The sequence below is a fragment of the Amycolatopsis sp. NPDC004378 genome (assembly GCF_053602455.1).
Genome location: NZ_JBSGDR010000006.1, coordinates 333,801 through 359,031, shown reverse-complemented (window position 1 = coordinate 359,031; position 25,231 = coordinate 333,801). Strand labels below are relative to the sequence as shown.

Here is a 25,231-nt window from a genome sequence, read left to right as displayed (position 1 = left end):
CTACAAGGTAATCACCTCTGCGGTCCGCGCCGAGGGAACGAAATGGCGTGGATTCGCCGACACCGTGAACAAGGTGACCCCCGTCGTCACCAACGCGACACTGGGCCCGGCCGCGTTCTTCGTCGGCGACCCCGTCACTCTCGTCGTCGGGATGTTCAACGCGTCCGCGCTCAGCGACACCTACGAAGCCTTGCGCTCCTACGTCGAAGGCGCGCTCAAGGGCGCCGCCACCGAATTCGACCAGATCGACGGTGCCCTGCAGAAGACCGCGCAGCTGTACGACCAGGCCGAAGAGATCACCGAAATCGATCTCACACAGATCTACGGAACGCCGCCGAGGTAGCAGATGGACACCCCGTTCAACCCGTTCGGCCCCGCCGGGCCCGAAGAGTTCACCGGCCCCCTCGACGACTTGTTCGGCAAGGTCGAGGCCAAGATCAAGGAAATCATCGACAAGTACAACGCGGCCGTGCACCACATCAACGACTGGAAGTACGTGCTCGGTCCGGCCATGATCTGGATCTCCGACGGGCTGCAGAAAATCCGCGACGGCCTGGACAAGGTCGTGAAGCTGGTCCAGTACGCGGTCGAGCACCACACGCCGGTGGTGTCGCTGGTCGTGCAGAGTTTCAACTGGCAGGACCACGTCCAGAAGGACATGTCCGCAATGGTCGGTTCGGTGGAAACCCCGGCGGATCCCAACCTCGCCTACTGGGAAGGCGGGGGCGCAGAGGCGTATGGGAAACGGGCGGAGAAGCAGCGTGAAGCAGTCGAGGCCATCGGCGCCCAAGGCGGCAAGGCCGATGCGATCAGCAGCTGGCTGATGACCATCGCCAAGCTCAACGTCAACTTCATGACCGGTCTGGTGGAGGTGGTCGCCAACTTCCTCGGCGCCCTGGCCGAAGCCGCGCTCGACGGCGCGACCGTCATCAACCTCCCGTTCGCGGTCAAAGACCTCGCCGGCGCGATCGGCGGGCTGGTCACGGACGCCGTCAAGCGGCTCGGCGCCATCGCCAACCAGGTCATGGACACCCTCAGCAGCATCCGCGACGCCAAGAGCCTGATGGTCGACTCACGACTGCCCGGCGGGCAGTGGCCGCAGGCGGTCAACCTGTGACTCCCGGCCACCCGCCCCACAGCGGGACGCCCCGGCCACCGAAACGCGGACTCGGCACCGGCCCGGTCATCGCCATCGTCGTCATCGGGGTCATCGTCGTGGCCGGCATCGCGGTGGGCGCGTTCGCCCTGCTCGGCCGCGGCGGCGGCCAAGGTGACGTGGACGGCAAGTACCCGGCCACGGCGCTGCCGACCTGCGACGACGTCGCCGGCCGCGTCGGAGATCTCCCGCCGAAGAGTTCCGACACGAAACTCGAGGCGAGCCCCGGCTGGCTGTGCACTTTCACCGATGCGGCAGCTGCGAAATCGACGCATCTCGACTTGGAGGTCGGCACCGTCCAAAGGGAGCACACCGCGTTCGACACGGCTGCCTCATCGGGCGTGTACGAGCTCGACCCGGCCCTGCAGCTGGGCGAGAAAGCGGCCTGGGGTCTCGCGCCCAGCGGGCAGATGTGCGAGCTCGTCGTCCTGGACAGCAACGCGAAGTTCAAGGTCGGCGTCGACGACCCCAACGCCGCCCGCAACGACACGCAAACCTGCAAGGATCGCGCGACCGCGATCGCGCGCACGATCTACGACTTGCTGCAGCCTCGGTAGCCCACGATGAATGACCGGGCGTCGCCGGTCTCCATGAGCGTCAACGCCAGCAGGCTGTCGGCGTTCGGATCCGGGCCCCCTACCTCGGTGCCTGAAAGCCGCCGATCTTCTGCTCCACCAACTCGGCCAACCGCAGCGGGGTGCGGTCTTCGAACATCGGCCCGATGAGCTGGACGCCCACCGGCAGGCCCTCCGGGGACCTGCCCGCCGGGATGGCCGTTGCCGGCAGGCCGGGCATGGTCGCCACCCCCGCCCAGACCAGCTGGTCGAAGTACGGGTAGTCGGTTCCGTCGATGTCGATTCGCCGTTCCAGCGGGTTCGGGTGGTGGTCGTGCGGGAACGCCGGCGTCGGCGTGATCGGGCACAGCACCGCGTCGAACTCCTTGAACAACCGCCGCCAGGCTTGGCGGTGGTGGTCTCGGCGGGTGTTCGCCGCCAGCCAGTCGTGGTGGCTGAACGACAGGGCGCGCCGCCGCACTGCGTCGAGGTTCTCGGCGTCCGGCAAATCGTTCGGGTCCAAGGGGAAACGCGCTACCGAGCCGGAAATCAGCAGTTGCATGTAGAGCGTCGCGGCTTCGGTCAGGTCCGGCAGCAGCGGGCTGTGGCGTTCGACGCGGGCGCCGCCGTCGGTGAGTGCGGCCGCCACGCCGTTGACGGCTTCCCGGACCGCGGCGCCGGTCGGGATCAGCGGGTGCTCGTCGAGGACCAGGACCCGGAAGTCGCGGAGGTGCTCGTGGCGGGCCGGCGGCAGCTCCAGGCGGTACGCCACGCCGTGCGTCAGGGGGTCCGGCCCGGCCATGACGTCCAGCAGGAGCGTGAGGTCGCGGGCCGCACGCGCCATCGGGCCCACGACGGCGAGGTCCAGGTCGACCGGCAGGGCCGGCTCGGACGGCGGGACCATGCCGCGGTACGCCGCCAGGCCGAGTGTCGGCTTGTGCGCGTAGACGCCGCAGAAGTGCGCGGGGGTGCGCAGCGAACCGGCGAGGTCGGAACCGAGGGACAACGCGCCGAACCCGGACGCCAGGGCCGCCGCCGACCCGCCCGAGGACCCGCCCGACGTGCGGCCGTGGTCCCACGGGTTGTTCGTCGTGCCGTAGATCTCGTTGAAGCTCTGGATGTCCTGCAACCCCAGCGGCACGTTGGTCTTGCCGAGCACCACCGCGCCCGCGGCCTTGAGCCGCGACACCTGGACCGCGTCCTCGGCCGGCACGTGGTCGCGGTGCGGCGGCATGCCCCAGGTCGTCGGCAGCCCGGCGATGTCGTACGACTCCTTGACCGTCACCGGGACGCCGAGCAGCGGCCGGTCCTCGCCCCGAGCGCGGGCCTGGTCGGCCCGGCGCGCGGTGGCGCGTGCACGGGCGAAGTCCGGTACGCAGATCGCGTTGATCGCCTTGTCTTCGCGCTCGATCCGCGCGATGGCCTCTTCGGTCAGTTCCACCGACGTCACCGCACCGGCGCGCATCGCGGCGACGAGTTCTTCGGCCGTCTGAAAGCTCCACTCCATGGCGCCGAAGCTAGCCACCGGCCGGAGCAGCCACGAAATTCCCGTTCACGCAACGGCCGGAAGGCGGCGCTCCCCCGTCGAAGGTGCCCCGCCGCAGGTCAGAGCCCCGAAAGTGGCCGGTTGAACGCGCAGGAGCCACGAGCCGCCCCGGCGGGCAACAGGATGGACGTCTCAATTTCCGGGGCCGTTGTCGGATCCGGTGCCGGCCGTTCGTGGAGCAGGTGAGCGGGCCACGACGAGCGCACCGCCAGGACCACAGGAGACGAGATGGCACACCCGGAACCCGTAGCCCGCCGCATGTTCGACCTGGTCGAGCCCATCGGCCTGGTCCCCTACTTCGCCGACGAGCCGGACGCCGCCCTGATGGCCCTGGGCCTGCGCAACCCGTGGGACGCCTACTTCGCCGGACGCGCCGCGCCGCTCGGCCGCGGGGTGCCTGCCGAGCTGGTCCACGCGATCTTCTACAACTTCGCGCCCGGCGAAGTGGCGCGCCACCTCCCGCGCGTCTGGGACCTCACCACGCCCGAGGCCGCACTGGCCGCCCGCGAGCAGGGCTGCGCCGCGGGCATGCGGCGCATCCTCGGCGACCTCGCCGGCGACCCCGCCGTCGCGCGCGCCGGCGATCTCCTGCTGAAGGCCGCGACCAGCGCCCCCGTCGAGGGACGCGCCCTCTTCGCCGCCCTCCGCGCGCTTCCGGCACCGCAGGAACCCGTGGCCCGGCTGTGGCACGCGGCCACGCTGCTGCGCGAGCACCGCGGCGACGGCCACGTCGTCGCCTTGCTCGCCGAGGGCATCGGCGGCACGGAGGCCCACGTGCTCCACGCCCTGTCCGCCGGCATGCCCGCGAAGGAGTTCGGCCGGGTCGGTCACCTCCCCGCCGCGCAGCTCACCGCGGTCATCGACGGCATGCGTGAACGCGGCTTGATCGGGACCCACGGCTGGCTGACCGCCGCCGGCCGGGCCGCGAAGGACCGGGTCGAGGCCATGACCGACCGGCTCGCGAAGGCGCCGTACCGCGCGCTGAGCGCCGACGAGTTCGACCGCCTGGTCGCCGACCTCGAACCGCTCTCCGCCGCCTTCCGGAAGGTCTTCCCGCTGTAGTGGCCGGCGCAGCACGGCGAGGTGGCGGGGACACCTCGGGCGGCGAAAGCTCCCAGGCGCGGGCCTGCTCGCCGGTGGCGTGCCGGCCAGGGTGCGCAGCGGGACCGGGTGCGCGAGTGCCTCCAGCCGCAGCGTGACCGGCTCCAGTGAGACCGGTTTCGACGACCCCGCCGCCGCCGTGCTCCGGACACCGGGACATTTCCCCAAAATCTTGGTAAAAGTCCTTCCGTCACCGAGGTCGCCGGTGGTCCCCTCAGTTAGGAAAGGTTCCTAACGATTGAAGGGAGACACCCCCAGCCATGTCATCCCGTAAGCGCTTCGCTCTGGCGGCCACGACGGTTCTTACGCTCGCCACGCCCTTCGCCCTCCACTCCGCCGACGCCGCCACGATGACCACCACCACCGCCACCCCGGACAGCGCGACCTACACGGCCGCGCAGGTCCTGGCCGGGGTCAAGAAGAACAGCACGACCGCGAACAAGGTCAACTCCAAGCCCCACATCAACACCATGACGCGGTCCCAGAACGTGAACGTCTACCAGGTGACGAAGGGCGTCTACGCCTACAGCTCGAGCTTGGCCGTGGACGACGACGGCAGCGACCCCGACCCCGATCCCGACCACCAGGGCGAGACGACCTTCCAGGACAGCAACGGCAAGCAGCTGGCCGCGCACCACGTGCCGTTCTACGTCCTGGGCGACGACTGCTACGACCGCAAGTCCCCCTGCCCGCACTTCTTCTACAAGGAACACAACATCAAGGGCAGGCAGTTCGCGCTGATGTTCTACAAGAGCAAGGTGATCGGCGCGATCTTCGGTGACACGCAGACCGGCAACAACCAGACCACCTCGGACAACGACTCCCGCGAACTGGGCGAGGCGTCGGTGAAGTCGGCCTCGCTGCTGGGCATTCCCAGCAGCGGCACCACGGGCGGCGTCGACAACGGCGTGACGGTCGTGATCTTCTCCGGCTCGTCCTGGGTCGTGAACGGCACCAACGCCACCCTGAACGGCAACGCCCAGGCCCTGGTCGACAAAGCGCTGAACACCCTCGGCGCGAGCATGGGTCTCTAGCCCGGTCCCCGGCCCGGAGTCAGCGGTCCCTTTCGGACGGCCGGCCCCGGGCCGGGTTCACCGCGGCGTCCTCGGGCCAGTTCCAGCGAAGCCCGAAACACCCGGGGCGGACGTTGCCCGCCGCGGCCGTGAACCCCGTCGCGGTCCGCCGGACGCCCCCGTGCGGGCCGGGTGCCACGACGGCGACCGCGGCCGGCGTCATCGGCGGCGTGAACACCGCGGTCAGCCGCAGATCCCGCACCGTGCGGTGGGTCCGGTGGAACCAGTGGTCGTTGCGGACGTCGTCGTCGAACAGCACTTCGCACTCGATCCGGCCGGCTTCGGACGCGAACAGCGGCCGGTCCAGGTCCAGTTCCAGCAGCGCGAGCCCCTGCCCGGCGACGACCCGGCGGCGGCGCAGGACGCAGCCGCGGGTCCGGCCGAGCACGGGGATCCGGTCCCGGGAAGCACCGCGCACCAGCACGACGGCACTGTGGGCCGTCCCGGTGGCGACCAGCGTCACGGCGGCGACCAGCCGCTGGTTCACGCCCTCGTGGTCGAGGTACAGCGTGTCGCACCGGGCAACCGTGCGCACCGGCGGCACGGTGCAGTCGGCCAGCGCGTCGCGCAGGGATACCGGGGCGCCCCAGGCGTTCGCCAGCCGGTGCACGTCCTGTGTGGACCGGACGGCCGGGCCCCGGCCGCGACGGGCACTGAGCACCGCGGACAGTTCGCCACCGCGCAGGTGCAGGACCTCCTCCAACGTGGCCAGGGTCGTGGCCACGTCGCGCTCGGGCCGGCTGCGACCGCTGCTCCAGTAGCTCAGAGTCGCGACGCTGACCCGCGTGCCGCGCACTTCCAGGGCGCGCTGGAGCCCGCGCAAGCTGAGCCCCGCGCGGCCGATGGCGGCGCTGAGCGCGCAGGCGAACGACGTCTCGGGCATGCGCCGATGATCCTCGCTTTCGCCGCGGAGCACGAGCCCCGAATACTGTTAACGACTTTTGCCGGGTACCCCGCCGAGACGGGAGTGGTCACCCTCGTGGACGTCGAAACCGCTGCGGCACAAGGATTCGCCGCCGACCACGAAGGACCACACCCATGCGGAAAACTGCTGTCACCCGCGTCGCGGCCCGCGCCCTCGCCTGCGCCGTGCTCGCCGCGGGAACCGCCGCGCCCGCCTCGGCGAGCGGGCTGCCGAGCTTCGAGACCTGGCTCGCCGACGTCCACCAGGCCATGACCGGCGGTACCGGCTACCTCGACACCCGGGTCTCCCACGGCGGTTCGAAGCTCGCCATCGTGACCGACATCGACAACACCGCCCTCGAAACCCACTACCGGCCCGGCCACGCCACGCCGGACGTCCTCGACTTCGCCCGGCACGCCAAAAGCCTCGGTGTCAGCGTGCTCGTCGCCAGCTTCCGCAGCGACGCATCGGACGCGAAGGAGGCTCTGACGAGCGTCGGCTACCCCGTTGACAAGGTGTGCGTCCGCCGGAGCGGCGAGCAGCACGCCACCGACACGAAACAGCGCTGCCGCAAGGAGTACGCGGCCGCGGGCTACACGATCATCGCCAACGTCGGCAACCGCCCCGGCGACTTCACCGGCGGAAACTACGAAAAGGCCTTCAAACTGCCCGACTACGACGAGCAGCTGCCCTGACCCACCCGAGCCGGAAGCACCTCCGCCGATACCGCACCACGAACCGGCAAGTCAAGGGTTCCGCGCACCGGAGTACCTGAAGCGGTTCCCCCGAGTGGAGCATTCCGGGTTCCGGTCTCCGGCCATGGCTATGATCCTGCGCAAGGTCACACGACTCCGGGGGCGATCACGCGTACTGTGCGGGTGACCAACCGCTTAGTAGGCTCGCGGGCACGAGCCCGCTTCTCAACGACGAGGAGGTCCCCGTGACCGATTCCCCTTCCCGTGTCGCCGTGGTCACCGGTGCCGGCCGCGGCATCGGTGCCGCCGTCGCCGCGCGGCTGGCCGATGACGGCTTCGCCGTCGCGCTGCTGGACCTGGACGAGGCCGGCGTCAAGCAGGGCGCCGAGGCGATCGTCGCGAAGGGCGGCAAGGCCGTCGGCGTCGCGCTGGACGTCAGTGACGCCGAGCAGGTCGAAGCGGCCGTCACCCGGGTCGCCGACGAGCTCGGCCCGCCCGTCGTGCTGATCAACAACGCCGGCATCACCCGCGACAACCTGATCTTCAAGATGACCGAACAGGACTGGGACTCCGTGCTCGGCGTGCACCTCAAGGGCTCGTTCCTGATGACCCGCGCGGTGCAGAAGTACATGACGCAGGAGAAGTACGGCCGGATCGTCAACCTGTCCAGCACGTCCGCGCTGGGCAACCGCGGCCAGGTCAACTACTCCGCCGCCAAGGCCGGCATGCAGGGCTTCACCAAGACCCTCGCCATCGAGCTGGGCAAGTTCAACGTCACGGCCAACGCGATCGCACCGGGCTTCATCGCCACCGACATGACCGCCGCGACGGCCGAGCGCCTGGGCATGGGCTTCGAGGACTTCAAGGCCGCGGCCGCGTCGCAGATCCCGGTGCAGCGCGTCGGCACGCCCGAAGACATCGCGAACCTGGCGTCGTTCCTGGTCAGCGAGGGTGCCGGGTTCATCTCCGGCCAGGTCATCTACGCCGCCGGCGGACCGAAGGACTGATCACGATGCGCGAGTTCGAGAACCTGGACGCCTTCGCCGCGGCGGTCGGCGAGCACCTCGGCTACAGCGACTGGTACACGATCACCCAGGACCGGGTGAACCAGTTCGCCGACGCCACCGACGACCACCAGTGGATCCACGTCGACGAGCCGATGGCGGCGGCGGGCCCGTTCGGCGGCACCATCGCCCACGGCTTCCTGACGCTGTCGCTGCTCTCGGCGTTCGGCCCGAAGATCTACAAGGTCAACGGCATCAAGATGGGCATCAACTACGGCCTCAACAAGGTCCGCTTCCCGCAGCCGGTGAAGGTCGGCTCGAAGGTGCGTGCCGGGGCCGAGCTCGTCGAGATCACCGACATCGAGGGCGGGAAGCAGGCGGTGTCGCGGTGGACCGTCGAGATCGAGGACGCGGCCAAGCCGGCCTGCGTCGCCGAATGGGTCACCCGCTTCCTCGCGTGACACCTCCCGGTAAGCGTCACTTTCCCGGGAAAGTGACGCTTACCGGGCGTCTCTGTACGTCATACCGACTAGTCGGTATGCTCGCCCGGACGAAGCTTGAGGAGGCTGCATGAACCCGCCAGGACTCGACCTGGTCCGCCTGCGCGCCCACCTGGACGCGCACCGGCCCGGGATGGTCGCCGGGGAGCTGACCGCGGACGTCGTGCAGGGCGGCCGGTCGAACCTCACCTACGTCGTGGGCGACGGCCGCTCGCGCTGGGTGGTGCGCCGCCCGCCGCTCGGGCACGTGCTGCCGACCGCGCACGACATGTCCCGCGAGTTCCGGGTGATCTCCGGCCTGCACGACACCGCCGTGCCGGTGCCCGAGGCGCTGCTGCTCTGCGAAGACCCGGACGTCCTCGGCGCCCGGTTCTACGTCATGAGCTTCGTCGAGGGCACGCCCTACCGCACCGCCGAAGAGCTCGCGGAACTCGGCGAGACCCGCACGCGGGTGATCGCCGACGCGCTCGTCGACACCCTGGTCGACCTGCACGCCGTGGACCCGGCGGCCGTCGGGCTCGGGGACTTCGGCCGGCCGGAGGGCTTCCTGGAGCGGCAGCTGCGGCGCTGGAAGAAGCAGCTGGACGGCTCCCGCAGCCGGGACCTGCCGGGCATCGAGACGCTGCACGACCGGCTCGCCGCGGCGGTGCCGGTGTCCGGGCAGCCGTCGATCGTCCACGGCGACTACCGCCTGGACAACGTGCTGGTCGACGCCGGTGACGAGATCTCCGCGGTGCTCGACTGGGAGATGTCGACCCTCGGCGACCCGCTGACCGACCTCGCGCTGCTGGTGGCCTACGCCGAGCGCGACAAGGTGTCGCTGCAGTTCGTCTCGAACGCGAGCTCGGCGCCCGGCTACCCGACGACCGACCAGGTCGTCGCCCGCTACGCCGAACGCTCGGGGCGCGACGTCTCGCAGCTCAACTGGTACGTCAGCTTCGCGTTCTTCAAGCTGGCCGTGATCCTGGAAGGCATCCACTACCGCTACCAGCAGGGGAAGACGGTCGGCGCGGGCTTCGAGGGCGTCGGGGCCGGTGTCCCGCTGCTCATCTCGCACGGCAACGAGATTCTCAAAGAGGAGAAGTAAATGGACTTCGCGTTCGACGAGAAGACCGAGGAGCTGCGCGGGAAGCTCCTCGAGTTCATGGACTCGCACATCCACCCCGCCGAGCCCGTGTTCGAGCAGCAGCTGGCCGAGCGCGACGACCCGTGGGCGATCCCGCCGGTCATGGACGAGCTGAAGGCCGAGGCGCGCAAGCGCGGCCTGTGGAACTTCTTCCTCCCCGGCGAGCACGGCGCGGGCCTGACGAACCTGCAGTACGCGCCGCTGGCGGAGATCACCGGGCGCAGCATCCGGCTCGCGCCGACCGCGCTCAACTGCGCGGCCCCGGACACCGGGAACATGGAAGTGCTGGCCATGTTCGGCAGCGACGAGCAAAAGAAGCTGTGGCTGGAACCGTTGCTGGAAGGCGAAATCCGGTCCGCGTTCGCGATGACCGAACCGGACGTCGCCTCCTCCGACGCCCGCAACATCGAGACCGCGATCCGGCGTGACGGCGACGAGTACGTCATCAACGGCCGCAAGTGGTACATCTCCGGCGCGATGAACCCCGCGTGCAAGATCTTCATCGTCATGGGCAAGACCGACCCGGACGGTCCGCCCCACAAGCAGCAGAGCATGATCCTGGTCCCCCGCGACACCCCGGGCCTGACGGTCAAGCGCGGCATGCACGTCTTCGGCTACGACGACAGCGACCACGGCGGCCACGCCGAGGTGCTGTTCGAGGACGTCCGCGTGCCGGCCGAGAACCTCATCGCCGGCGAGGGCGACGGCTTCGCGATCGCCCAGGCGCGGCTGGGCCCCGGCCGCATCCACCACTGCATGCGCGCCATCGGCATGGCCGAGCGGGCCCTGGAGCTCATGTGCCGGCGCGCGATCTCGCGCGAGGCGTTCGGCAAGCCGATCGCCCAGCAGGGCGTGGTGCAGGACTGGATCGCCGAGTCCCGCGTCCGCATCGAGCAGCAGCGGCTGCTCGTGCTCAAGACCGCGTGGCTGATGGACACCGTCGGCAACCAGGGCGCGCACACCGAGATCCAGGCGATCAAGATCTCGACGCCGGCCGCCGTGGAGTGGATCCTGGACAAGGCCGTGCAGGTGCACGGCGCGGGCGGTGTCAGCCAGGACTTCCCGCTGGCCGCGATGTGGGCGGGCAACCGCACGCTGCGCCTGGCCGACGGGCCGGACGAGGTCCACAAGCGGTCCCTGGCCCGCCGTGAACTGAAGAAGTACCTGTCGGAGGGCGCGAAGTGACTGTCACCGCCGAAGATCTGACGCGCCAGGCGCAGGAGTTCCTGGCCGCGCACGACCCCGCGTCGACCGACCGCATGGACTTCCTGCGGGCCCGGTTCGACGCCGGGCTCGCCTGGATCCACTTCCCCGCCGGGCTCGGCGGGCAGAACGCGCCCCGGGCGCTGCAGTCCGTTGTGGACGGTGTGTTCGCCGACGCGGGCGCGCCGGACAACAACCCGCGCCGGATCGGCATCGGCCTCGGCATGGCCGCGCCGACCATCCTCGCCTTCGGCACGCCGGAGCAGCGCGAGCGCTACCTGCGTCCCCTGTGGACCGGCGAGGAGGTGTGGTGCCAGCTGTTCAGCGAGCCGGGCGCCGGCTCCGACCTGGCCGCGCTGGGCACCCGGGCCGTGCGCGACGGCGACGACTGGATCGTCACCGGCCAGAAGGTGTGGACGTCGGGCGCGCACGAGTCGCAGTGGGCGATCCTGGTCACCCGCACCGACCCGGACGTGCCGAAGCACCAGGGCATGACGTACTTCCTGTGCGACATGACCGCGCCCGGCGTCGAGGTCCGGCCGCTGCGCCAGATCACCGGCGAGGCCGAGTTCAACGAGGTCTTCCTGACCGACGTCCGGATCCCGGACACCCAGCGCCTCGGCGCGGTCGGCGAGGGCTGGAAGGTCGCGCAGACGACGTTGATGAACGAACGCGTCGCGATCGGCGGGCACGTCCAGCCGCGCGAAGGCGGACTGATCGGCATCGTCGCCAGGACCTGGCGCGAACGCCCCGAGCTGCGGACGCCGGAGCTGCGTGACCGCCTGGTCCAGCGCTGGGTCGAGGCCGAGACGCTGCGGCTGGCCGGCACCCGGCTGCGTCAGCAGCTGACCGCCGGGGCGCCCGGGCCCGAGGGGTCGGCGATGAAGGTCGCGTTCTCGGAGCTGAACCAGGCGCTCACCGGCCTGGAGGTCGAGCTGCTCGGCGAAGAAGGCCTGGCCTACGACGACTGGACGTTCCGGCGCCCGGCGATCGTCGACTTCACCGGCCGCGAAGCCGGCTACCGCTACCTGCGCGCGAAGGGGAACTCCATCGAGGGCGGCACCTCGGAGGTCCTGCGCAACATCATCGCCGAGCGCGTGCTGGGGCTGCCCTCGGAGCCGCGCGTCGACAAGGACGTCGCCTGGAAGGACCTCCCCCGATGACCGACCTGCTCTATTCCGACGTCGAGGAGGACCTGCGGGCTTCGGTCCGGGACCTGCTGAAGGCGAAGGCCACTCCGGAGGCGCTGCTGGCGCGCGTCGAGACGGCCGAGGGCTACGACCTGAAGCTGTGGCGCACGCTGGCCGACGAGGTCGGCGTCGCCGGGCTGGCCGTGCCCGAAGACCTGGGCGGGCACGGCGCTTCGGCCCGCGAGGTGGCCGTGGTCGCCGAGGAGCTGGGCCGCAGCGTGGCGCCGGCGCCGTTCCTGGGCAGCGTCGTGCTGGCGACGACGGCCCTGGTCCGCGCGGGTGCGGCCGAGTTCGTCCGCAAGCTCGCCGAGGGCCAGGCGATCGGCGCGCTGGCCGTTCCGCTGTCGACCGCGCCGGGCGCGGGCTTCCCGTCCTCGGTGACCGTTTCCGGCGGCCGGCTCAGCGGCCGGGTGGGCACGGTGGCCGACGCGTCGGTGGCCGACCTCCTGGTCGTGCCGGCCGCGGGTCCGGACGGGCCGGAGCTGTACGTGGTCGAGGCGGCGGCCGCGACGGTGACCGAGCTGGTGTCGTTCGACCTGACGCGCCGGGTGGCCGACGTGGCGCTTTCGGACGCCCCGGCGGTGCTCGTCGCTTCGGGCCCGGACGCGGCTTCGGCCCTGGAAGAGGCGCTGCTGTTCGGTGCCGGCATCCTGGCCTCGGAGCAGACCGGCGTCGCCGAGTGGGCCCTGACCGAGACGGTCTCGTACCTGAAGGGCCGCTACCAGTTCGGCCGGCCGGTGGGCGGGTTCCAGTCCCTGAAGCACCGGCTGGCGAACCTCTACACGGACCTGGTCCTCGCCCGCGCGGCGGCCCGCAACGCGGCCGACGCGCTGGCCACGGGCACCGACGTCCCGATCGCGGTGGCGGTCGCGCAGGCCCGCAACGCACCGATCGCGGTCAAGGCGGCCGAGGAGGCCATCCAGCTGCACGGCGGCATCGGCATGACGTGGGAGCACCCGGCCCACCTGTACCTGAAGCGGGCGAAGGCGGACGAGCTCGCCCTCGGCACCCCGGGCCGCCACCGGGCCCGCCTGGCCGACCTCGTCAACCTCCCGGCCTGACCCGTCCGTGAAGGCCACCTCGGCTCCCCCGAGGTGGCCTTCACGGACGATTTGTGAATCCTCTTCGGATTCTTTCGTATTTTCGCTCAGATGAGCGAAAATTCTGTGAGCCAGGCCACCCGGTCGGCAAAAGGGTGGCAAAAGTGCCCTTCTTCCCATGGTTCTCCCCTGCCGCCGGGATCTAGCCTGGGCGCCATGGAATTCGCCGTCGCGCCGACGGAAGCCGGGACGCTGGAAGAATTGACCGTCGTCGCCGGCGGCCGGCACCACAGCGCGCTCGCGGCCGGCCCCGAGACGGGCGAGCTCGTCCTGCTGCTGCACGGCTGGCCCGAATTCGCCGACTCCTGGACCGAGCAGCTGCACGCCCTCGGCGAGGCCGGCTACCGCGCGCTGGCCGTCGACCAGCGCGGTTACGCCCGCGGGGCGCGCCCGGACGGCGTCGAGCACTACTCGATCGAGCAGCTGGCCGGCGACGTCCTCGCCTTCGCCGACAGCCAGGGCGCCGACCGGTTCCACCTGGTCGCACGCGACTGGGGCGGCATGCTCGCCTGGGTCGTCGCGACCACGCACCCCGAACGGCTGCGCTCGCTGAGCGTGCTTTCGACACCGCACCCGAAGGCCCTGCAGCACGCCGTCGCCACCGACGACGGGCAGTTCCACGACCTCGGCTACATCCGCTTCTTCCGCCGCGGCGTCGGCAAAGCCGAGAAATTCCTCTTACGCGACGAAGCCGCGCAATTACGCGCTGTCTACAACCGGCGGATTCCGGTCGAAATCGTCGAACGGACCGTCGATCGCCTTTCCGAACCGGGCGCGCTCACCGCGACGCTGAATTGGTACCGCGGCGCCACGAACGACGCATTCGACGTCCCGGCGGGCCGCATCACCGTGCCGACGCTCTACCTGTGGGGCAGCGAGGACCCGTACCTCGGCCAGAGCGCGGCCGAGCTCACGGTCCACCACATCGACGCGGAGTACCGCTTCCAGATCATCGAGGGCGCGAGCCAGTGGATGGCGATGGAGGCGCCCGACGAGGTGATCGCTCTCCTGCTCGACCACCTCCGGCAGCACTAACCGGCCGGCTTGAGCAGCGGCACGTCCCGCGACAGCTCCCGGAACCCGACGCCGTGGTAGAGCCCGCGCGCGGCGGGGTGCCCCGGCGCGCCCAGGCACGCGACGATCGCGTGGTTCGCCCCGGCGTCCCGCGCCAGCCGCATCCCGTGCAGCAGCAGCGCCCGGCCCAGCCCGAGCCGCCGGTGGCCCGGGTGTGTCCCGACCGGCTCGAACTCGACGGTCTTGGTGACCTCGTCGAGCCAGAGGACCGCCGAAGCCGCCATCGTCCCGTCCGGTGCTTCGACGAGGACGTGCAGGTCACCGCGGTAGGCCGGCGTGGCGCGGACGCCCGCGTACGCGACGACGTCGTACGTCGAGGCGGGCCAGGCGCTGCGGTGGGCCTGGACCACGGCCTCCGGGCTCGTTTCGCCGGCGGTGCGGAAGCGGTAGCCGTCCGCCAGGACGGGCGTTTCGACGTCGGTGAGGTCGCGCTCGTTGAGCAGGGTCCACGAACCGGTGTCGCCCTGCCCGTCCGGGTCCGGCCCGTAGCCGTGCGCGGCCCACCGCGCGAGGCCGTGCTCGTCGGCGGCGCCCGGCAGCACGGTCCGCTCGACGGCCCCGGCCGTGGCGTCGAACCAGCCGATCACCTCGTCGGCCAGCTCGGCCGCACCGGGGTGCACCTGGTACGCCAGATAGGCACCCCTGACGTCCTTGACGGACCCGTCGGTCCGCCGCACCCGGTGCGGCAGCTGCGCCCAGCCCCAGGCGACCAGCTCGGCCCCGGAGAACCACAGCCGGCGCCGCCAGCTCGCACCCAGGGTCGCCTGGCCCCTGCCGAAGTTCCAGGCCAGCTCGCCGTACGACGCGTCGCTGTTCACCAGATCGGGGCGCGTGGCGGTGACCCGCTGCGCGAGGTCCTGCATGAGCTGGACGTCCGCGGCGGTCAGGAGGTCGTCGTCGGCCATGGCGCGACTGTGCCAGCACTCCGCGCGGCCGTCGAACCGATTTCCGGGCTAGGCGACCGGCGGCCTCAGGGCGTCCAGCAGCAGGTCCGCGTAGTGGTCACCGACCTGGCGCGCCGTCAGGGTGCCGCCGCGGCGGTACCAGGAACCGAGGTGGTGGACCGAGCCGAAGAAGAAGTCGACGACCACGTCGGCCGGCTTGTCCGTGCGGAACTCCCCCGACGCCTGGCCTTCCTCGATCAGGCCGCGGAAGCGCTCGTGGTACTTGCGGCGCTCGGCGCGCACGTCCTTCTGCTTGTCCGGGGACAGCTGGTGCATCGACTGCAGGAAGATCGTGTTGTCGTCGAGGTTGTCGATGCTGGACACCACGACGTCCGACGCCGCGGCTCCGAGCCGCTCCCGCAGCGGGGCGTCCGACGAGGCGACGCTCTCCAGCTGCCGGGTCTGCTCGCGCAGGACGCGCGCGTAGATCTCGTAGAGCAGGTCGTCCTTCGAGCCGAAGTAGTGGTACATCGCGCCCTTGGTGACGCCCGCGGCCTCGACGATCTCCTGGACGGACGTGCGGTCGAAGCCCTTCTTGGCGAACAGCTTCGTGGCGTGCTCCAGCAGCCGCCGCGGCACGGCGGCCTGGTCGTCGCCCGCTTCGCCGGGCTTACGGGTGCTTGCTCGGGTCACCGCAAGAACCCCCTCTCCGCGTCAAGACGCACCAGGATAACGGCTCAGCCGCGCCACGACAGGAAGCGCCGCGGATTGTCCACGAGCATCGTCGTGATGTCCGGTTCGGACACCCCGCGCTCCCGCAGCGCGGGCAGCACGTCGCGGGTGATGTGCAGGTAGTGCCAGTTCGGCGTCAGCACCGGCAGCTGCTCGGCGGGCAGCCAGTCGATGTAGCAGGACGCGTCGTGCGAGAGCACCATGCTGCCCGCGTAGCCGCGTTCGCACATCGCCGCGACCGTGTTCACCCGCTGCTCGAACGGCAGCAGCAGGTCGAGGCCGAACCGGTCCATGCCGAGCAGCGACCCGCGGTCCGCCAGCTCGGTCAGGTAGCCGAGGTCGGTCGAGTCGCCGGAGTGCCCGAGCAGCACGCGGCCGAGGTCGACGCCCTCGTCCTCGAAGACGTTCTGCTGCTCCAGCCCGCGCCGGGTGCCGGCGTGCGTGTGGGTCATGATCGGCGCGCCGGTCTCGTTGTGCGCCTTGGCGACCGCGCGCAGCACACGCTCGACCCCGGGCGTCACCCCGGGTTCGTCGGTGGCGCACTTGAGGAGCCCGGCCTTGACGCCGGTCCCGGCGATGCCCTCGCGGATGTCGCCGACGAACATCCCGACGAGCGGGTCCTCGCCCTGCAGCATCGTGCCCGGCCCGCGGAAGTGCAGGTAGTGCGGCACATCGTGGTAGGTGTAGAGCCCGGTCGCGACGACGATGTTGACCTCGACTTCGGCGGCGACCCGCTGCACGCGCGGGATGTAGCGACCCAGGCCGATCACCGTCGGGTCGACGATCGTGTCGATCCCGGCGTCCTTCAGCTCCTTGAGCCGCCGGATCGCTTCGGGGACGTGCTCCTCCTCGCGGAACCCTTCGTGTTCCGGGTAGTTCTCGGCGAATTCGGGGCTGAGCACGAAGAGGTGCTCGTGCATCAGGACCTTGCCCAGTGCTTCCGGCGCGATCGCGCCACGGACGGTCTCGACCACGCCGCTACCCCCGGGCCCGCAGTTCGCGGCGCAGGATCTTGCCGCTGGTGGTCTTCGGCAGCTCGTCGAGGACTTCGATGGTGCGCGGGTACTTGTAGGCGGCGAGCCGCTCCTTGCACCAGGCCACCAGCTCCGCGGGATCGGCGTTCGCGCCGGGCGCCGGGCTCACGTACGCCTTGACCGTCTCGCCGCGGTACTCGTCGGCGACCCCGACGACGGCGGCCTCGCGGACCGCCGGGTGCGTGTACAGGACGTCCTCGACCTCGCGCGGCCAGACCTTGAAGCCCGACGCGTTGATCATGTCCTTCTTACGGTCGACGACGTAGACCCAGCCGCGCTCGTCCATGAACCCGATGTCGCCGGTGAGCAGCCGCCCGCCGGGCAGCGCCTCGGCCGTCGCGTCCGGCCGGTTCCAGTAACCGGAGACGACCATCGGGCCCTCGACGGCGATTTCGCCCGCCTGCCCGAACGGCAGCTCTTCGCCGTTCTCGCCGAGGATCCGGACGATCGTGTCCGGCACCGGCAGGCCGATCGAGATCGTGCCCGACTCCGGGTCGATCGGCGCCTCGAGGTGCCCCGGGACGACGACGCAGCCGGCGGTCGTCTCGGTGAGGCCGTAGCCGTTGTGGATGTAGTGCCCGGTCTTCGCGCGGAAGGCCTCGACGACCGCGGGCGGCAGCGCGGCGCCGCCGGAGTAGAGCAGGTGGAACGACGAGAAGTGGTCGCGGCCGAAGTCCGGGTGGGCCATCAGCGCCATGTAGGCGGTCGACGGCCCGACCGTGTAGGACGGCCGGTGCTCGAGGAAGGCGTCGAGCACGACCCCGGCGTCGAAGCGGTAGGCCAGGGCGAGCGTGCCCTCGATGTCGATCGCGGAGCCGACTTCGCAGACCATGCCGGTGATGTGGAACAGCGGCGCGAGCCCGAAGAGCGTCGAGCCGGCGGGCAGGCCGCTGAACGAACCGAGCCCCGCGGCGTTGGTGCCGAGGTTGCCGTGGGTGTTGGTCGCGCCCTTCGGCGTGCCGCTGGTGCCGGAGGTGTAGCTGATCAGCGCGGTGTCGTCGAGCGCGAACGCCGGTTCCGGCGGCTTGGGGCCGGGGGTGGCGGCGGCTTCGAGGAGTTCGGTGGCACCCGGCGTTTCTTCGCGGGTGACCTTGCCCAGCACGCGTTCGTCGTTCCGGGTCTGGAACTCCAGCTCGCTGGTGGTGAGCCTGATGTCCAGGCCCGCGGCCGTTTCGCCGATGTAAGCGTTCCAGCCGCGCTGCGAGCAGACGATCGCCTTGACGCCGGCGTCGGTGAAGACGTGGGTGAGCTCGCGCTCGCGGTACATCGGGTTGACCGGGACGACGATCCCGCCGGCCTTCCACGTGCCGAGCAGCGCGATGACGAACTGCGGGATGTTCTGCAGCACCAGGGCGAGCCGGTCACCGCGCTCGAACCCGTGCCCGGTGAGGTAGCGGGCGACGCCGTCGGAGAGCTCGTCGAGCTCGCGGTAGGTCAGGCTCGCGTCGAAGTAGGCGATCGCCGCCCGGTCGGGCACGTGGTCCGCGGCGCGGCGGAACGTCTCCGGCAGGGTCGTCGGCTTCGCCGGTTCCGCGGCCCGGACCCGTTCGTCGTAGCTCGCGAGCCAGGGCTTCGCGTCGTACCAGCTCACTCCAGTGACCTCCCTTGGACACCGACCGGTCGGTATGGCGACGCTAGGAGGCCGTGGTGGTCCACGTCAAGACCCGGGTTCCCCGCGTGGCCAGGAATTGCGCTTCACCGGACAATACGGCGCCCGGTTCGAAATGGTTCAGCCGCGCGCCGCTCGTCGCATTCCACTGGACAACGCCCTGGTCGAGTGGCCACGATGACGTCCGCGGCCGGCTCGGCCGCACCATTCGGAAAAACCGCGCGCTGCCCGGGTGGCACCTCTGTGTTCACGCTAACTTGGAGTGATTCATGCCTGGTACCGGACGGCACCGCCTCTCGCGGCGGACGAAGATCGCGACGGCGGCCCTCGGCCTCGCCCTCGCGGCGGGAGCACTGGTGATCGCGACGACGGTCGGCCGGCCCGGCGCGGCGAGCGCTGCCTCGGGCGGCCGGATCAGCTGCCCGGACGTCGCCGCGCAGCTGCCCGCCATCCCGGCGTCCGCGCAGGCCGAGGTGCAGCGCAACCTCGCCCTGCTCGACACGCAGGTCACGGAGGCCGACAACCGGCTCGCGACCAGTGCCGGGCAGGGTGGGCCGAACTTCGTGCAGAACGCGATCCTGGGGCCGCTGAAGGACAAGCGCGCCTCGACGATCGACCGCATCGCGATCGCCATCGGCCGTCAGGGCACGAAGCCGCAGAACCTCGGCGGCCTGGCGACGTGCTCGCTGGGCGGCCAGGCCCCTTCGGCCACCACCCCCGCTTCGAACACGGGCGCCGCCGCGGCCGGGCGGATCACCTGCCCCGACGTCGCCTCGCAACTGCCCGCCATCCCGGCGTCCGCGCAGGCCGAGGTCCAGCGCAACCTCGACCTGCTGAAGACGCAGATCGCCGAAGCCGACAACCGGCTCGTCACCAGCGCGGGCGAGGGCGGTCCGAACTTCGTGCAGAACGCCATCCTCGGCCCGCTGGAAGACAAGCGCGTCGCGACGATCGACCGGATCGCCACCGCCATCGGCCGCACCGCGGCCAAGCCCCGGGGCCTGGACGCGCTCGCGCCCTGCAGCCGTTAGCGCGCTGATCCGCGGGAAATCCAACCCCGGCCGGCCGAGCGCGGCCGGAAAGCCCTATCGCACAGGGTTTTCCGGCCGGCCGGCGGGTTCGGTGGTTTCGAACCGCGAGTCCGCCGGGTGCGCGGGGCGTTCCGTGGTTACGATGCAGTCGACGATCACGGGAGCGGGAGGGCATGTGGCGCACGAGGGTGGGTCCGCGCCGGAGCCGCAGAGCGTCGTCGCGCCGCTGACCCGGACCGCGGTCTTCCTGCTGGTCCGGATCGGGACCGGCGGTGAGCAGGCCGTGAAGGACCTGCTCGCCGACCTGTCCGGGTTGTGCCGCACCGTCGGGTTCCGCGCCCAGGACGGCGGGCTGACCTGCGTGGCCGGGATCGGCTCCGCGGCGTGGGACCGGCTCTACGGCGGGCCGCGGCCCGCCCTGCTGCACGAGCTGCCGGTGTTCGAAGGCGCCCGCCACACCAGCGTCACGACCGACGCCGACGTGCTGTTCCACCTGCGCGCCGAGCGGATGGACCTGTGCTTCGAGCTCGAGACGCTGATCATGGACCGGCTGCGCGGCGTGGTCACCGTCGTCGACGAGGTGCACGGCTTCCGCTACTTCGACGCCCGTGACGTGCTCGGCTTCGTGGACGGCACCGAGAACCCCACCGGCCGGGGCGCCGCCGCGGCCGTGTTCGTCGACGACGACCCCGCGTTCGACGGCGGCAGCTACGTGGTCGTCCAGAAGTACCTGCACGACATGGCGGCCTGGAACGCGCTGAGCACCGAGCAGCAGGAGCTGGCCATCGGCCGGCGCAAGCTCTCCGACCTCGAGCTCTCCGACGAGGAGAAGCCGTCGAACGCGCACATCGCGCTGAACGTGATCACCGACGAAAACGGCGACGAGCTGGAGATCCTGCGGGAGAACATGCCGTTCGGCCGGCCGGGCCACGACGAGTTCGGCACCCTCTTCATCGGCTACTGCAGGACGCCGGCCGTGATCGAACGGATGCTCGAGAACATGTTCGTCGGCTCCCCGCCCGGCAACCACGACCGCATCCTCGACTTCTCGACCGCGCTGACCGGCGCGTTGTTCTACGTTCCCACGGTGGACTTCCTCGAGGACCCACCGGACTTCCCGGCCGCGCCGGGGCCTGCGGCGACCGTGCCGGATTCGCCGTCGTTGGGTATCGGCAGCCTTCGAAGGAGCACTCGGTGACGAACAACCTGCATCGCGAACTCGCCCCGATCTCGGCCGCCGCGTGGGCGGACCTGGAAGCGGAGGCCAAGCGCACGTTCAGCGAGTACTCCGCCGCGCGGCGGGTCGTCGACGTCGTGGTCGCCGGGGACCCGGCGCTCGCCGCGATCGGCACCGGCCACCGCGACGCGGTCGACGGCCCGGCCGACGGCGTCTCGGCGAGCCTGCGCACGGCCCAGCGGATCGTCGAGCTGCGGGTGCCGTTCACGGTGTCGCGGGAGGACGTCGACTCCGTGGAGCGGGGTGCCCGGGACGCCGACTGGCAGCCGGTCAAGGACGCCGCGCGGCGGATCTCGCTCGCCGAAGACCGGATCGTGGTCGACGGGTTCGCGAACGCCGGCATCCAGGGGATCCGCCCGGGTTCGTCGCTGGCCGCGTTGTCCCTGCCGGGCGAGGCGCGGAACTTCCCGAAGGCGATCGGCGACGCGGTGGCGGCGTTGCGCGCGGCCGGGGTCGGCGGCCCGTACGCCGTGCTGTTCAGCGACGCCACGTACGACGCCATGGTCGAGACGGCCGACCACGGCTACCCGGTGCTCGACCACGTCAAGGAGCTCGTCGACGACCTGGTGCGCGCGCCCGCGATCGACGGCGCCTGCGTGCTGTCCACCCGGGGCGGTGACTACGAGCTCCACTTCGGACAGGACCTGTCGATCGGCTACGCCGGCCACGACGCGTCCACTGTGGAGCTGTACTTCTACGAGACGCTGACTTTCCTGGTCAACACGGCCGAAGCCGCGGTCGGCCTGACGTCCTGAGCCCGCAACCCCGAGGAGACGTCATGTCCACAGTGGACGGTGTGCGGTACGCGGCGGACGGCGCGGTCGCGACCCTGACGTTCGACAAGCCCGAGCGCAGCAACGCGATGGACGTGCCGATGCAGGCCCGCTACGGCAGTCTCCTGCGCCAGGCCGACGCGGACCCGGACGTGCGCGCGGTGGTCGTCACGGGCGCGGGGAAGGCGTTCTGCCCGGGCGCCGACCTGGGGTTGCTGGACGACATCGCGACCGCTCCCCCGGCGGGCGGCGGCGGGCACGAAAACTTCCGCGACGTGCTGGCGGCGTCGTCGGTGGGCGTCCCGGTGGTGGCGGCGATCAACGGCGGCTGCGCGGGCCTGGGGTTCGTGATCGCGTGCTCGGCGGACGTCCGGTTCGCGGCAGCGGGCGCGAAGTTCACGACGGCGTTCGCCCGGCGCGGGCTGATCGCGGAGTACGGCGTCGCGAAGCTGCTGCCGTCGCTGATCGGCGAGGGCCGGGCGCGCGACCTGCTGCTCTCGGGCCGGACGTTCACCGCGGAGCAGGCGTTCGACTACGGCCTGGTCCAGGAAGTGGTCCCGGCGGAGGAACTTCCGCTGCGCACCCACGCGTACGCGACCGAGCTGGCGACGTACAGCGCTCCGCGCTCGATGGCCGTGATGAAGGCGCAGTTCCTCCGCGAACCGCTGCTCCCCCTGGCGGACGCGGCCCGCGAGGCGACGGCGTTGATGATCGAGTCGTTCGGCCGTCCGGAGCTGGCCGAGGGCCTGGCCAGCTGGAACGAGCGCCGCGAGCCGAAGTTCCCGCCCTATCCGGCCTAGGGGTCTGCCGCAGTGGTCGTGAATGGTCAGGGCGGCGGGAACCGCCCTGACCATTCACGACAGCGTCAGCCGAGGGTCCACTTCTGGGCCGCGCTCTGGTTGCAGTCGTAGATCTGCAGCTGGGTTCCGTCCGTGGTCGTGCTGCCCGGGTCGTCCAGGCACTTGCCCGACTGGGGGTTGACCAGCGCGCCGCCCGTGGCGGGCTGCCATTTCTGGGCGCCCGTCGTGTTGCACTGCCACAGCTGGACCTTCGTGCCGTTCGCCGTGCCGCTGTTGCTCACGTCCAGGCAGCCGCCCTGGGCCTGCAGGGAGCCGTCCGCGGCCGCGAACCACTTCTGGGCGCCCGTCGAATTGCACGTGTACAGCTGGACGTGCGTGCCGTTGCCGGTGCCGCTCTGTGCGACGTCCGCGCACTTGCCCGCGATGCCCGACGTCAAGGCGCCCAGGTGCGGCAGGGTCCCGTCGTACGACGGCGGCGGGTTCGACGCCGCCCACGACGTGTTGGCCGAGGTGCCCAAGGCGTACGCCAGGGTGCCGCCCGAGGTCAGGGCCGAAGTCGGCGCGTAGGCGTTGTTCCACGCCGAGCCGTTCCACGACGCGCTCTGGACGTACGGGGCGTTGTCCGCCGCCGCCGGGGCGTTCACCGTCAGCGTGGTGCCGCTCGGGAGCGTCACCACCGCCTGGGTGAACAGCGGGCTGCCCAGCGCCAGGTCCGCCGTGCCCGGCGTCATCGGGTAGAAGCCCAGCGCCGAGAACACGTACCACGCGCTCATCGCGCCGAGGTCGTCGTTGCCGGCCAGGCCGCCCGGGGCGTCCGTCCAGATCTGGTCCTGCACCTGCCGCACGACCTTCTGCGTCTTGTACGGCTGGCCGACGTAGTCGTACTCCCACGGCAGTTCCAGACTCGGCTCGTTGCCGAGGTCGGCCTGCGTGCCGCCGCTGCCGTGGAACCCGGCCAGGACGCTGTCGAGGTAGCTCACCAGCGACGCGTTGCCGCCGCGGGCCGCGGCGAGGCCCGCGACGTTGAACGGCACCATGCCGGTGTACTGCCACGACGTGCCCTCGACGAAGTTCGAGCCGCTCGCCGGGGTGAAGCCGCCGGTCCAGCCTCCACCGGCGTCGCGAGGCTGCATGAACCCGCTGGCGCTGTTGAAGGTGTTCTTCCAGTTCTGCGCGCGGCCGGCGTAGAACGCCTGGTTCGCGGTGTCGCCCAGCGCCCCGGCGAACGCCGAGAGCGCGAAGTCCGCCGTGTCGTACTCCAGCTGCGTCGAGACCGGGCCGTAGAAGTTGCAGCACTGGTAGGTGCCGTTGGCCGGAAGGTAGCCCGGTGCGTTCGTCGCGTTGAGACCCGGCCGGACGTTGTTGGGCGTGCTCGCTTCCTTCAGCATCGCTTGCAGGGCCGCCGCCGTGTCGAAGTTCCGGGCTCCGAAGGCGTAGTAGCTCGCGAGGATCGCGGTGCCGGGGTCGCCGACCATCACGTACGTCTCGCCGTTGTTCTGCGACCACTTCGGCAGCGTGCCGCCCTGGGCGTAGTCGGCGATCATCGACTGCGCGATGTCGCTCGTCTGCGCCGGCGCGAGCAACGCGGACAGCTGCGCCTGCGTCCGGTAGATGTCCCAGCCGGAGAAGTTGGCGTAGTGCGCCGAGTGTCCACTCGCGACGGTGTGCACCTGGTTGTCGAACCCGATGTACTGGCCGTTGCGGTCGGAGAACACGTTGGGGTGCAACAGCGAATGGTACAGCGCGGTGTAGAAGACGTGCTGCTGCGCGGAAGTCCCGCCCGCGACCTGGATCCGGCCGAGCAGGGCGTTCCAGCTGTCGTGCGCAGCCTGCTTGGTCGCGGCGAAGTCGAACGCCGGGATGTCGGCCGCGCGGTTGGCGACCGCGTTCGCCACCGAGACGTAGGAGATGCCGACCTTCGCCTGCACGGTCGGGTTGCTCGTCGTGTCGAACCGGACGTACGCGCTGCCCGGGCCCGCGTCCGGGGTGGCGGCCTTGGCCGTGGCGGTGCCGTGCAGCTTCCCGGGCGACGCCTTCGGGGTGACGGCGGCCGCGGCGGCGGTCCCGCTGGAGCTGAACGCCCGGTCGAAGACCACGTCGAAGTACAGCGTGTAGGTGAACCCCGCGCCGCAGAAGTGCCCCGAGGTGACCGAACCGGACACCTCGGTCGGGCTGACCACCGTCCACGTCTGGTTCGACGTGCCGTTCTGGCTGCCGTTGAGCTTGAACTGCAGGTTGGCCTGCGACGTCGAGGGGAACGTGAAGCGGCCGATGCCGGACCGCAGCGCGGTGGTCAGCTCGGTGTTCACGCCGTTCGCGAGGTTCACCGAGTAGGCGCCCGGGCTCGCGGATTCGTTGCTGTGGCTGAAGGACACGCTCGCGCCGGTGTTGACCGCGCCGACGGTCGGCAGGATCGGGACGTCGCCGTCGGCACCGCAGCCCGGCCCCGAAAGGTGCGTCAGGCTGAAGCCGGTGATGGACGAGTCGTTGTACTCGTAGCCGCCGCCGTCGGGGCGGCTCGGGGTGTCGGGGCTCCACTGGACCATGCCGAACGGGACGTCCGCGCCGGGGAAGTCGTCGGCGGCGTTGGACGTGCCGATGAAGGGGTCGACCAGCGACGCCGGATCGGTGACCAGCTGCGCCGCGGACGCGGGGACGGGGATCAGCCCGGCCAGAGCCAAGGCGGTGGCGGCGGAAAGCCGCACGAGGGTACGCAAGACCATGTCACTTGTCCTTCGCCGTTGAGCACAAGTTCAGCCGATGCGAATCGGAACGGTCCTCGCGCGGTGACACCGTTGTCAACGGTCCGTGGTGATCCTGTCGCGTTCCGGACACGGCCGGGTGAAACCGATGACTTTTTCCGGCCGCCGCCGTCAGTACTGAAGTCCGCGAACCGGCTCAAAGG

24 protein-coding genes are annotated in these 25,231 nt (G+C 70.8%); 17 read left to right on the top strand and 7 right to left on the bottom strand.

The genetic code is table 11. The annotated features are described in order from the left end of the window. Positions 1-73: 73 nt before the first annotated feature. The 3 genes from ACWEN0_RS21550 to ACWEN0_RS21540 all read left to right on the top strand — a co-directional run bounded on the left by ACWEN0_RS21550 (position 74) and on the right by ACWEN0_RS21540 (position 1,713). Positions 74-343, top strand: coding sequence for a hypothetical protein (locus tag ACWEN0_RS21550; RefSeq protein WP_451976041.1), 270 nt, complete (start codon positions 74-76; stop codon positions 341-343). 3 nt (positions 344-346) lie between these two features. Then, positions 347-1,117, top strand: a complete 771-nt coding sequence (locus tag ACWEN0_RS21545) for a hypothetical protein (protein ID WP_451976038.1) — start codon at positions 347-349, stop codon at positions 1,115-1,117. A 98-nt stretch (positions 1,118-1,215) separates the two neighbouring features. After that, on the top strand, positions 1,216-1,713 hold the full coding sequence (locus ACWEN0_RS21540; RefSeq protein WP_451976035.1) for a hypothetical protein: 498 nt from the start codon (positions 1,216-1,218) through the stop codon (positions 1,711-1,713). Positions 1,714-1,792: 79 nt separating this feature from the next. On the opposite strand, the gene ACWEN0_RS21535 is transcribed toward ACWEN0_RS21540, so the two are convergent. After that, positions 1,793-3,217 (bottom strand): amidase, encoded by a 1,425-nt coding sequence (locus ACWEN0_RS21535; protein ID WP_451976032.1) that lies wholly within the window; start codon positions 3,215-3,217, stop codon positions 1,793-1,795. Between the two features lie 267 nt (positions 3,218-3,484). Between ACWEN0_RS21535 and ACWEN0_RS21530 the strand changes: the two genes are divergently transcribed. After that, positions 3,485-4,318 carry an SCO6745 family protein gene (locus ACWEN0_RS21530; RefSeq protein ID WP_451976029.1) on the top strand — a complete coding sequence of 278 codons (834 nt, stop codon included), beginning with the start codon at positions 3,485-3,487 and terminating at the stop codon, positions 4,316-4,318. 389 nt (positions 4,319-4,707) lie between these two features. Next, positions 4,708-5,391 carry a glycoside hydrolase family 75 protein gene (locus ACWEN0_RS21525; RefSeq protein ID WP_451976026.1) on the top strand — a complete coding sequence of 228 codons (684 nt, stop codon included), beginning with the start codon at positions 4,708-4,710 and terminating at the stop codon, positions 5,389-5,391. A 19-nt stretch (positions 5,392-5,410) separates the two neighbouring features. On the opposite strand, the gene ACWEN0_RS21520 is transcribed toward ACWEN0_RS21525, so the two are convergent. After that, positions 5,411-6,313 (bottom strand): hypothetical protein, encoded by a 903-nt coding sequence (locus ACWEN0_RS21520; RefSeq protein ID WP_451976023.1) that lies wholly within the window; start codon positions 6,311-6,313, stop codon positions 5,411-5,413. A 155-nt stretch (positions 6,314-6,468) separates the two neighbouring features. On the opposite strand from ACWEN0_RS21520, the gene ACWEN0_RS21515 reads away from it, so the two are divergent. The 8 genes from ACWEN0_RS21515 to ACWEN0_RS21480 all read left to right on the top strand — a co-directional run bounded on the left by ACWEN0_RS21515 (position 6,469) and on the right by ACWEN0_RS21480 (position 14,187). Continuing rightward, positions 6,469-7,029 (top strand): HAD family acid phosphatase, encoded by a 561-nt coding sequence (locus ACWEN0_RS21515; protein ID WP_451976020.1) that lies wholly within the window; start codon positions 6,469-6,471, stop codon positions 7,027-7,029. Positions 7,030-7,274: 245 nt separating this feature from the next. Next, entirely contained in the window at positions 7,275-8,036 is a 762-nt protein-coding gene (fabG, locus tag ACWEN0_RS21510) for a 3-oxoacyl-ACP reductase FabG (protein ID WP_451976017.1), read from the top strand. Between the two features lie 5 nt (positions 8,037-8,041). Beyond that, entirely contained in the window at positions 8,042-8,494 is a 453-nt protein-coding gene (locus ACWEN0_RS21505; RefSeq protein ID WP_451976014.1) for a MaoC family dehydratase, read from the top strand. A gap of 109 nt (positions 8,495-8,603) precedes the next feature. Further along, positions 8,604-9,620 (top strand): phosphotransferase family protein, encoded by a 1,017-nt coding sequence (locus ACWEN0_RS21500; RefSeq protein ID WP_451976012.1) that lies wholly within the window; start codon positions 8,604-8,606, stop codon positions 9,618-9,620. Beyond that, positions 9,621-10,844: an acyl-CoA dehydrogenase family protein gene (locus tag ACWEN0_RS21495; RefSeq protein WP_451976009.1), complete on the top strand. Its 1,224-nt coding sequence runs from the start codon at positions 9,621-9,623 to the stop codon at positions 10,842-10,844. After that, on the top strand, positions 10,841-12,025 hold the full coding sequence (locus ACWEN0_RS21490) for an acyl-CoA dehydrogenase family protein (RefSeq protein ID WP_451976006.1): 1,185 nt from the start codon (positions 10,841-10,843) through the stop codon (positions 12,023-12,025). Before ACWEN0_RS21495 ends, ACWEN0_RS21490 begins: the two co-directional genes overlap by 4 nt. Next, a complete protein-coding gene (locus ACWEN0_RS21485) occupies positions 12,022-13,113 on the top strand; it encodes an acyl-CoA dehydrogenase family protein (protein ID WP_451976003.1) in 1,092 nt (363 codons plus the stop codon). The genes ACWEN0_RS21490 and ACWEN0_RS21485 overlap by 4 nt, the downstream gene beginning before the upstream one ends. 195 nt (positions 13,114-13,308) lie before the next feature. Beyond that, positions 13,309-14,187: an alpha/beta fold hydrolase gene (locus ACWEN0_RS21480; protein WP_451976000.1), complete on the top strand. Its 879-nt coding sequence runs from the start codon at positions 13,309-13,311 to the stop codon at positions 14,185-14,187. Here the strand turns inward: ACWEN0_RS21480 and ACWEN0_RS21475 are convergent. The 4 genes from ACWEN0_RS21475 to ACWEN0_RS21460 are packed head-to-tail and all read right to left on the bottom strand — an operon-like array spanning position 14,184 to position 18,467. After that, entirely contained in the window at positions 14,184-15,131 is a 948-nt protein-coding gene (locus ACWEN0_RS21475) for a GNAT family N-acetyltransferase (protein ID WP_451975997.1), read from the bottom strand. The two genes, ACWEN0_RS21480 and ACWEN0_RS21475, sit on opposite strands and share 4 nt — an antisense overlap. Before the next feature lie 48 nt (positions 15,132-15,179). Next, the gene (locus ACWEN0_RS21470) at positions 15,180-15,803 is read right to left on the bottom strand and encodes a TetR/AcrR family transcriptional regulator (RefSeq protein ID WP_451975994.1); all 624 of its coding nucleotides are present in this window, start codon (positions 15,801-15,803) and stop codon (positions 15,180-15,182) included. Between the two features lie 44 nt (positions 15,804-15,847). Further along, positions 15,848-16,816 carry a phosphotriesterase family protein gene (locus ACWEN0_RS21465; RefSeq protein ID WP_451975991.1) on the bottom strand — a complete coding sequence of 323 codons (969 nt, stop codon included), beginning with the start codon at positions 16,814-16,816 and terminating at the stop codon, positions 15,848-15,850. 4 nt (positions 16,817-16,820) lie between these two features. After that, complete coding sequence (locus ACWEN0_RS21460) at positions 16,821-18,467, bottom strand: AMP-binding protein (protein ID WP_451975988.1); 1,647 nt, start codon at positions 18,465-18,467, stop codon at positions 16,821-16,823. A 287-nt stretch (positions 18,468-18,754) separates the two neighbouring features. On the opposite strand from ACWEN0_RS21460, the gene ACWEN0_RS21455 reads away from it, so the two are divergent. From ACWEN0_RS21455 to ACWEN0_RS21440, 4 genes are all read left to right on the top strand, one after another. Next, the gene (locus ACWEN0_RS21455; protein ID WP_451975985.1) at positions 18,755-19,516 is read left to right on the top strand and encodes a hypothetical protein; all 762 of its coding nucleotides are present in this window, start codon (positions 18,755-18,757) and stop codon (positions 19,514-19,516) included. A gap of 175 nt (positions 19,517-19,691) precedes the next feature. Further along, positions 19,692-20,714, top strand: coding sequence for a Dyp-type peroxidase (locus ACWEN0_RS21450; protein ID WP_451975983.1), 1,023 nt, complete (start codon positions 19,692-19,694; stop codon positions 20,712-20,714). After that, positions 20,711-21,508 carry a family 1 encapsulin nanocompartment shell protein gene (locus ACWEN0_RS21445; RefSeq protein ID WP_451975980.1) on the top strand — a complete coding sequence of 266 codons (798 nt, stop codon included), beginning with the start codon at positions 20,711-20,713 and terminating at the stop codon, positions 21,506-21,508. Before ACWEN0_RS21450 ends, ACWEN0_RS21445 begins: the two co-directional genes overlap by 4 nt. A 23-nt stretch (positions 21,509-21,531) precedes the next feature. Continuing rightward, entirely contained in the window at positions 21,532-22,326 is a 795-nt protein-coding gene (locus tag ACWEN0_RS21440; protein WP_451975977.1) for an enoyl-CoA hydratase-related protein, read from the top strand. Positions 22,327-22,391: 65 nt separating this feature from the next. On the opposite strand, the gene ACWEN0_RS21435 is transcribed toward ACWEN0_RS21440, so the two are convergent. Next, positions 22,392-25,049: a lectin gene (locus ACWEN0_RS21435; protein ID WP_451975974.1), complete on the bottom strand. Its 2,658-nt coding sequence runs from the start codon at positions 25,047-25,049 to the stop codon at positions 22,392-22,394. Between the last annotated feature and the right edge of the window lie 182 nt (positions 25,050-25,231).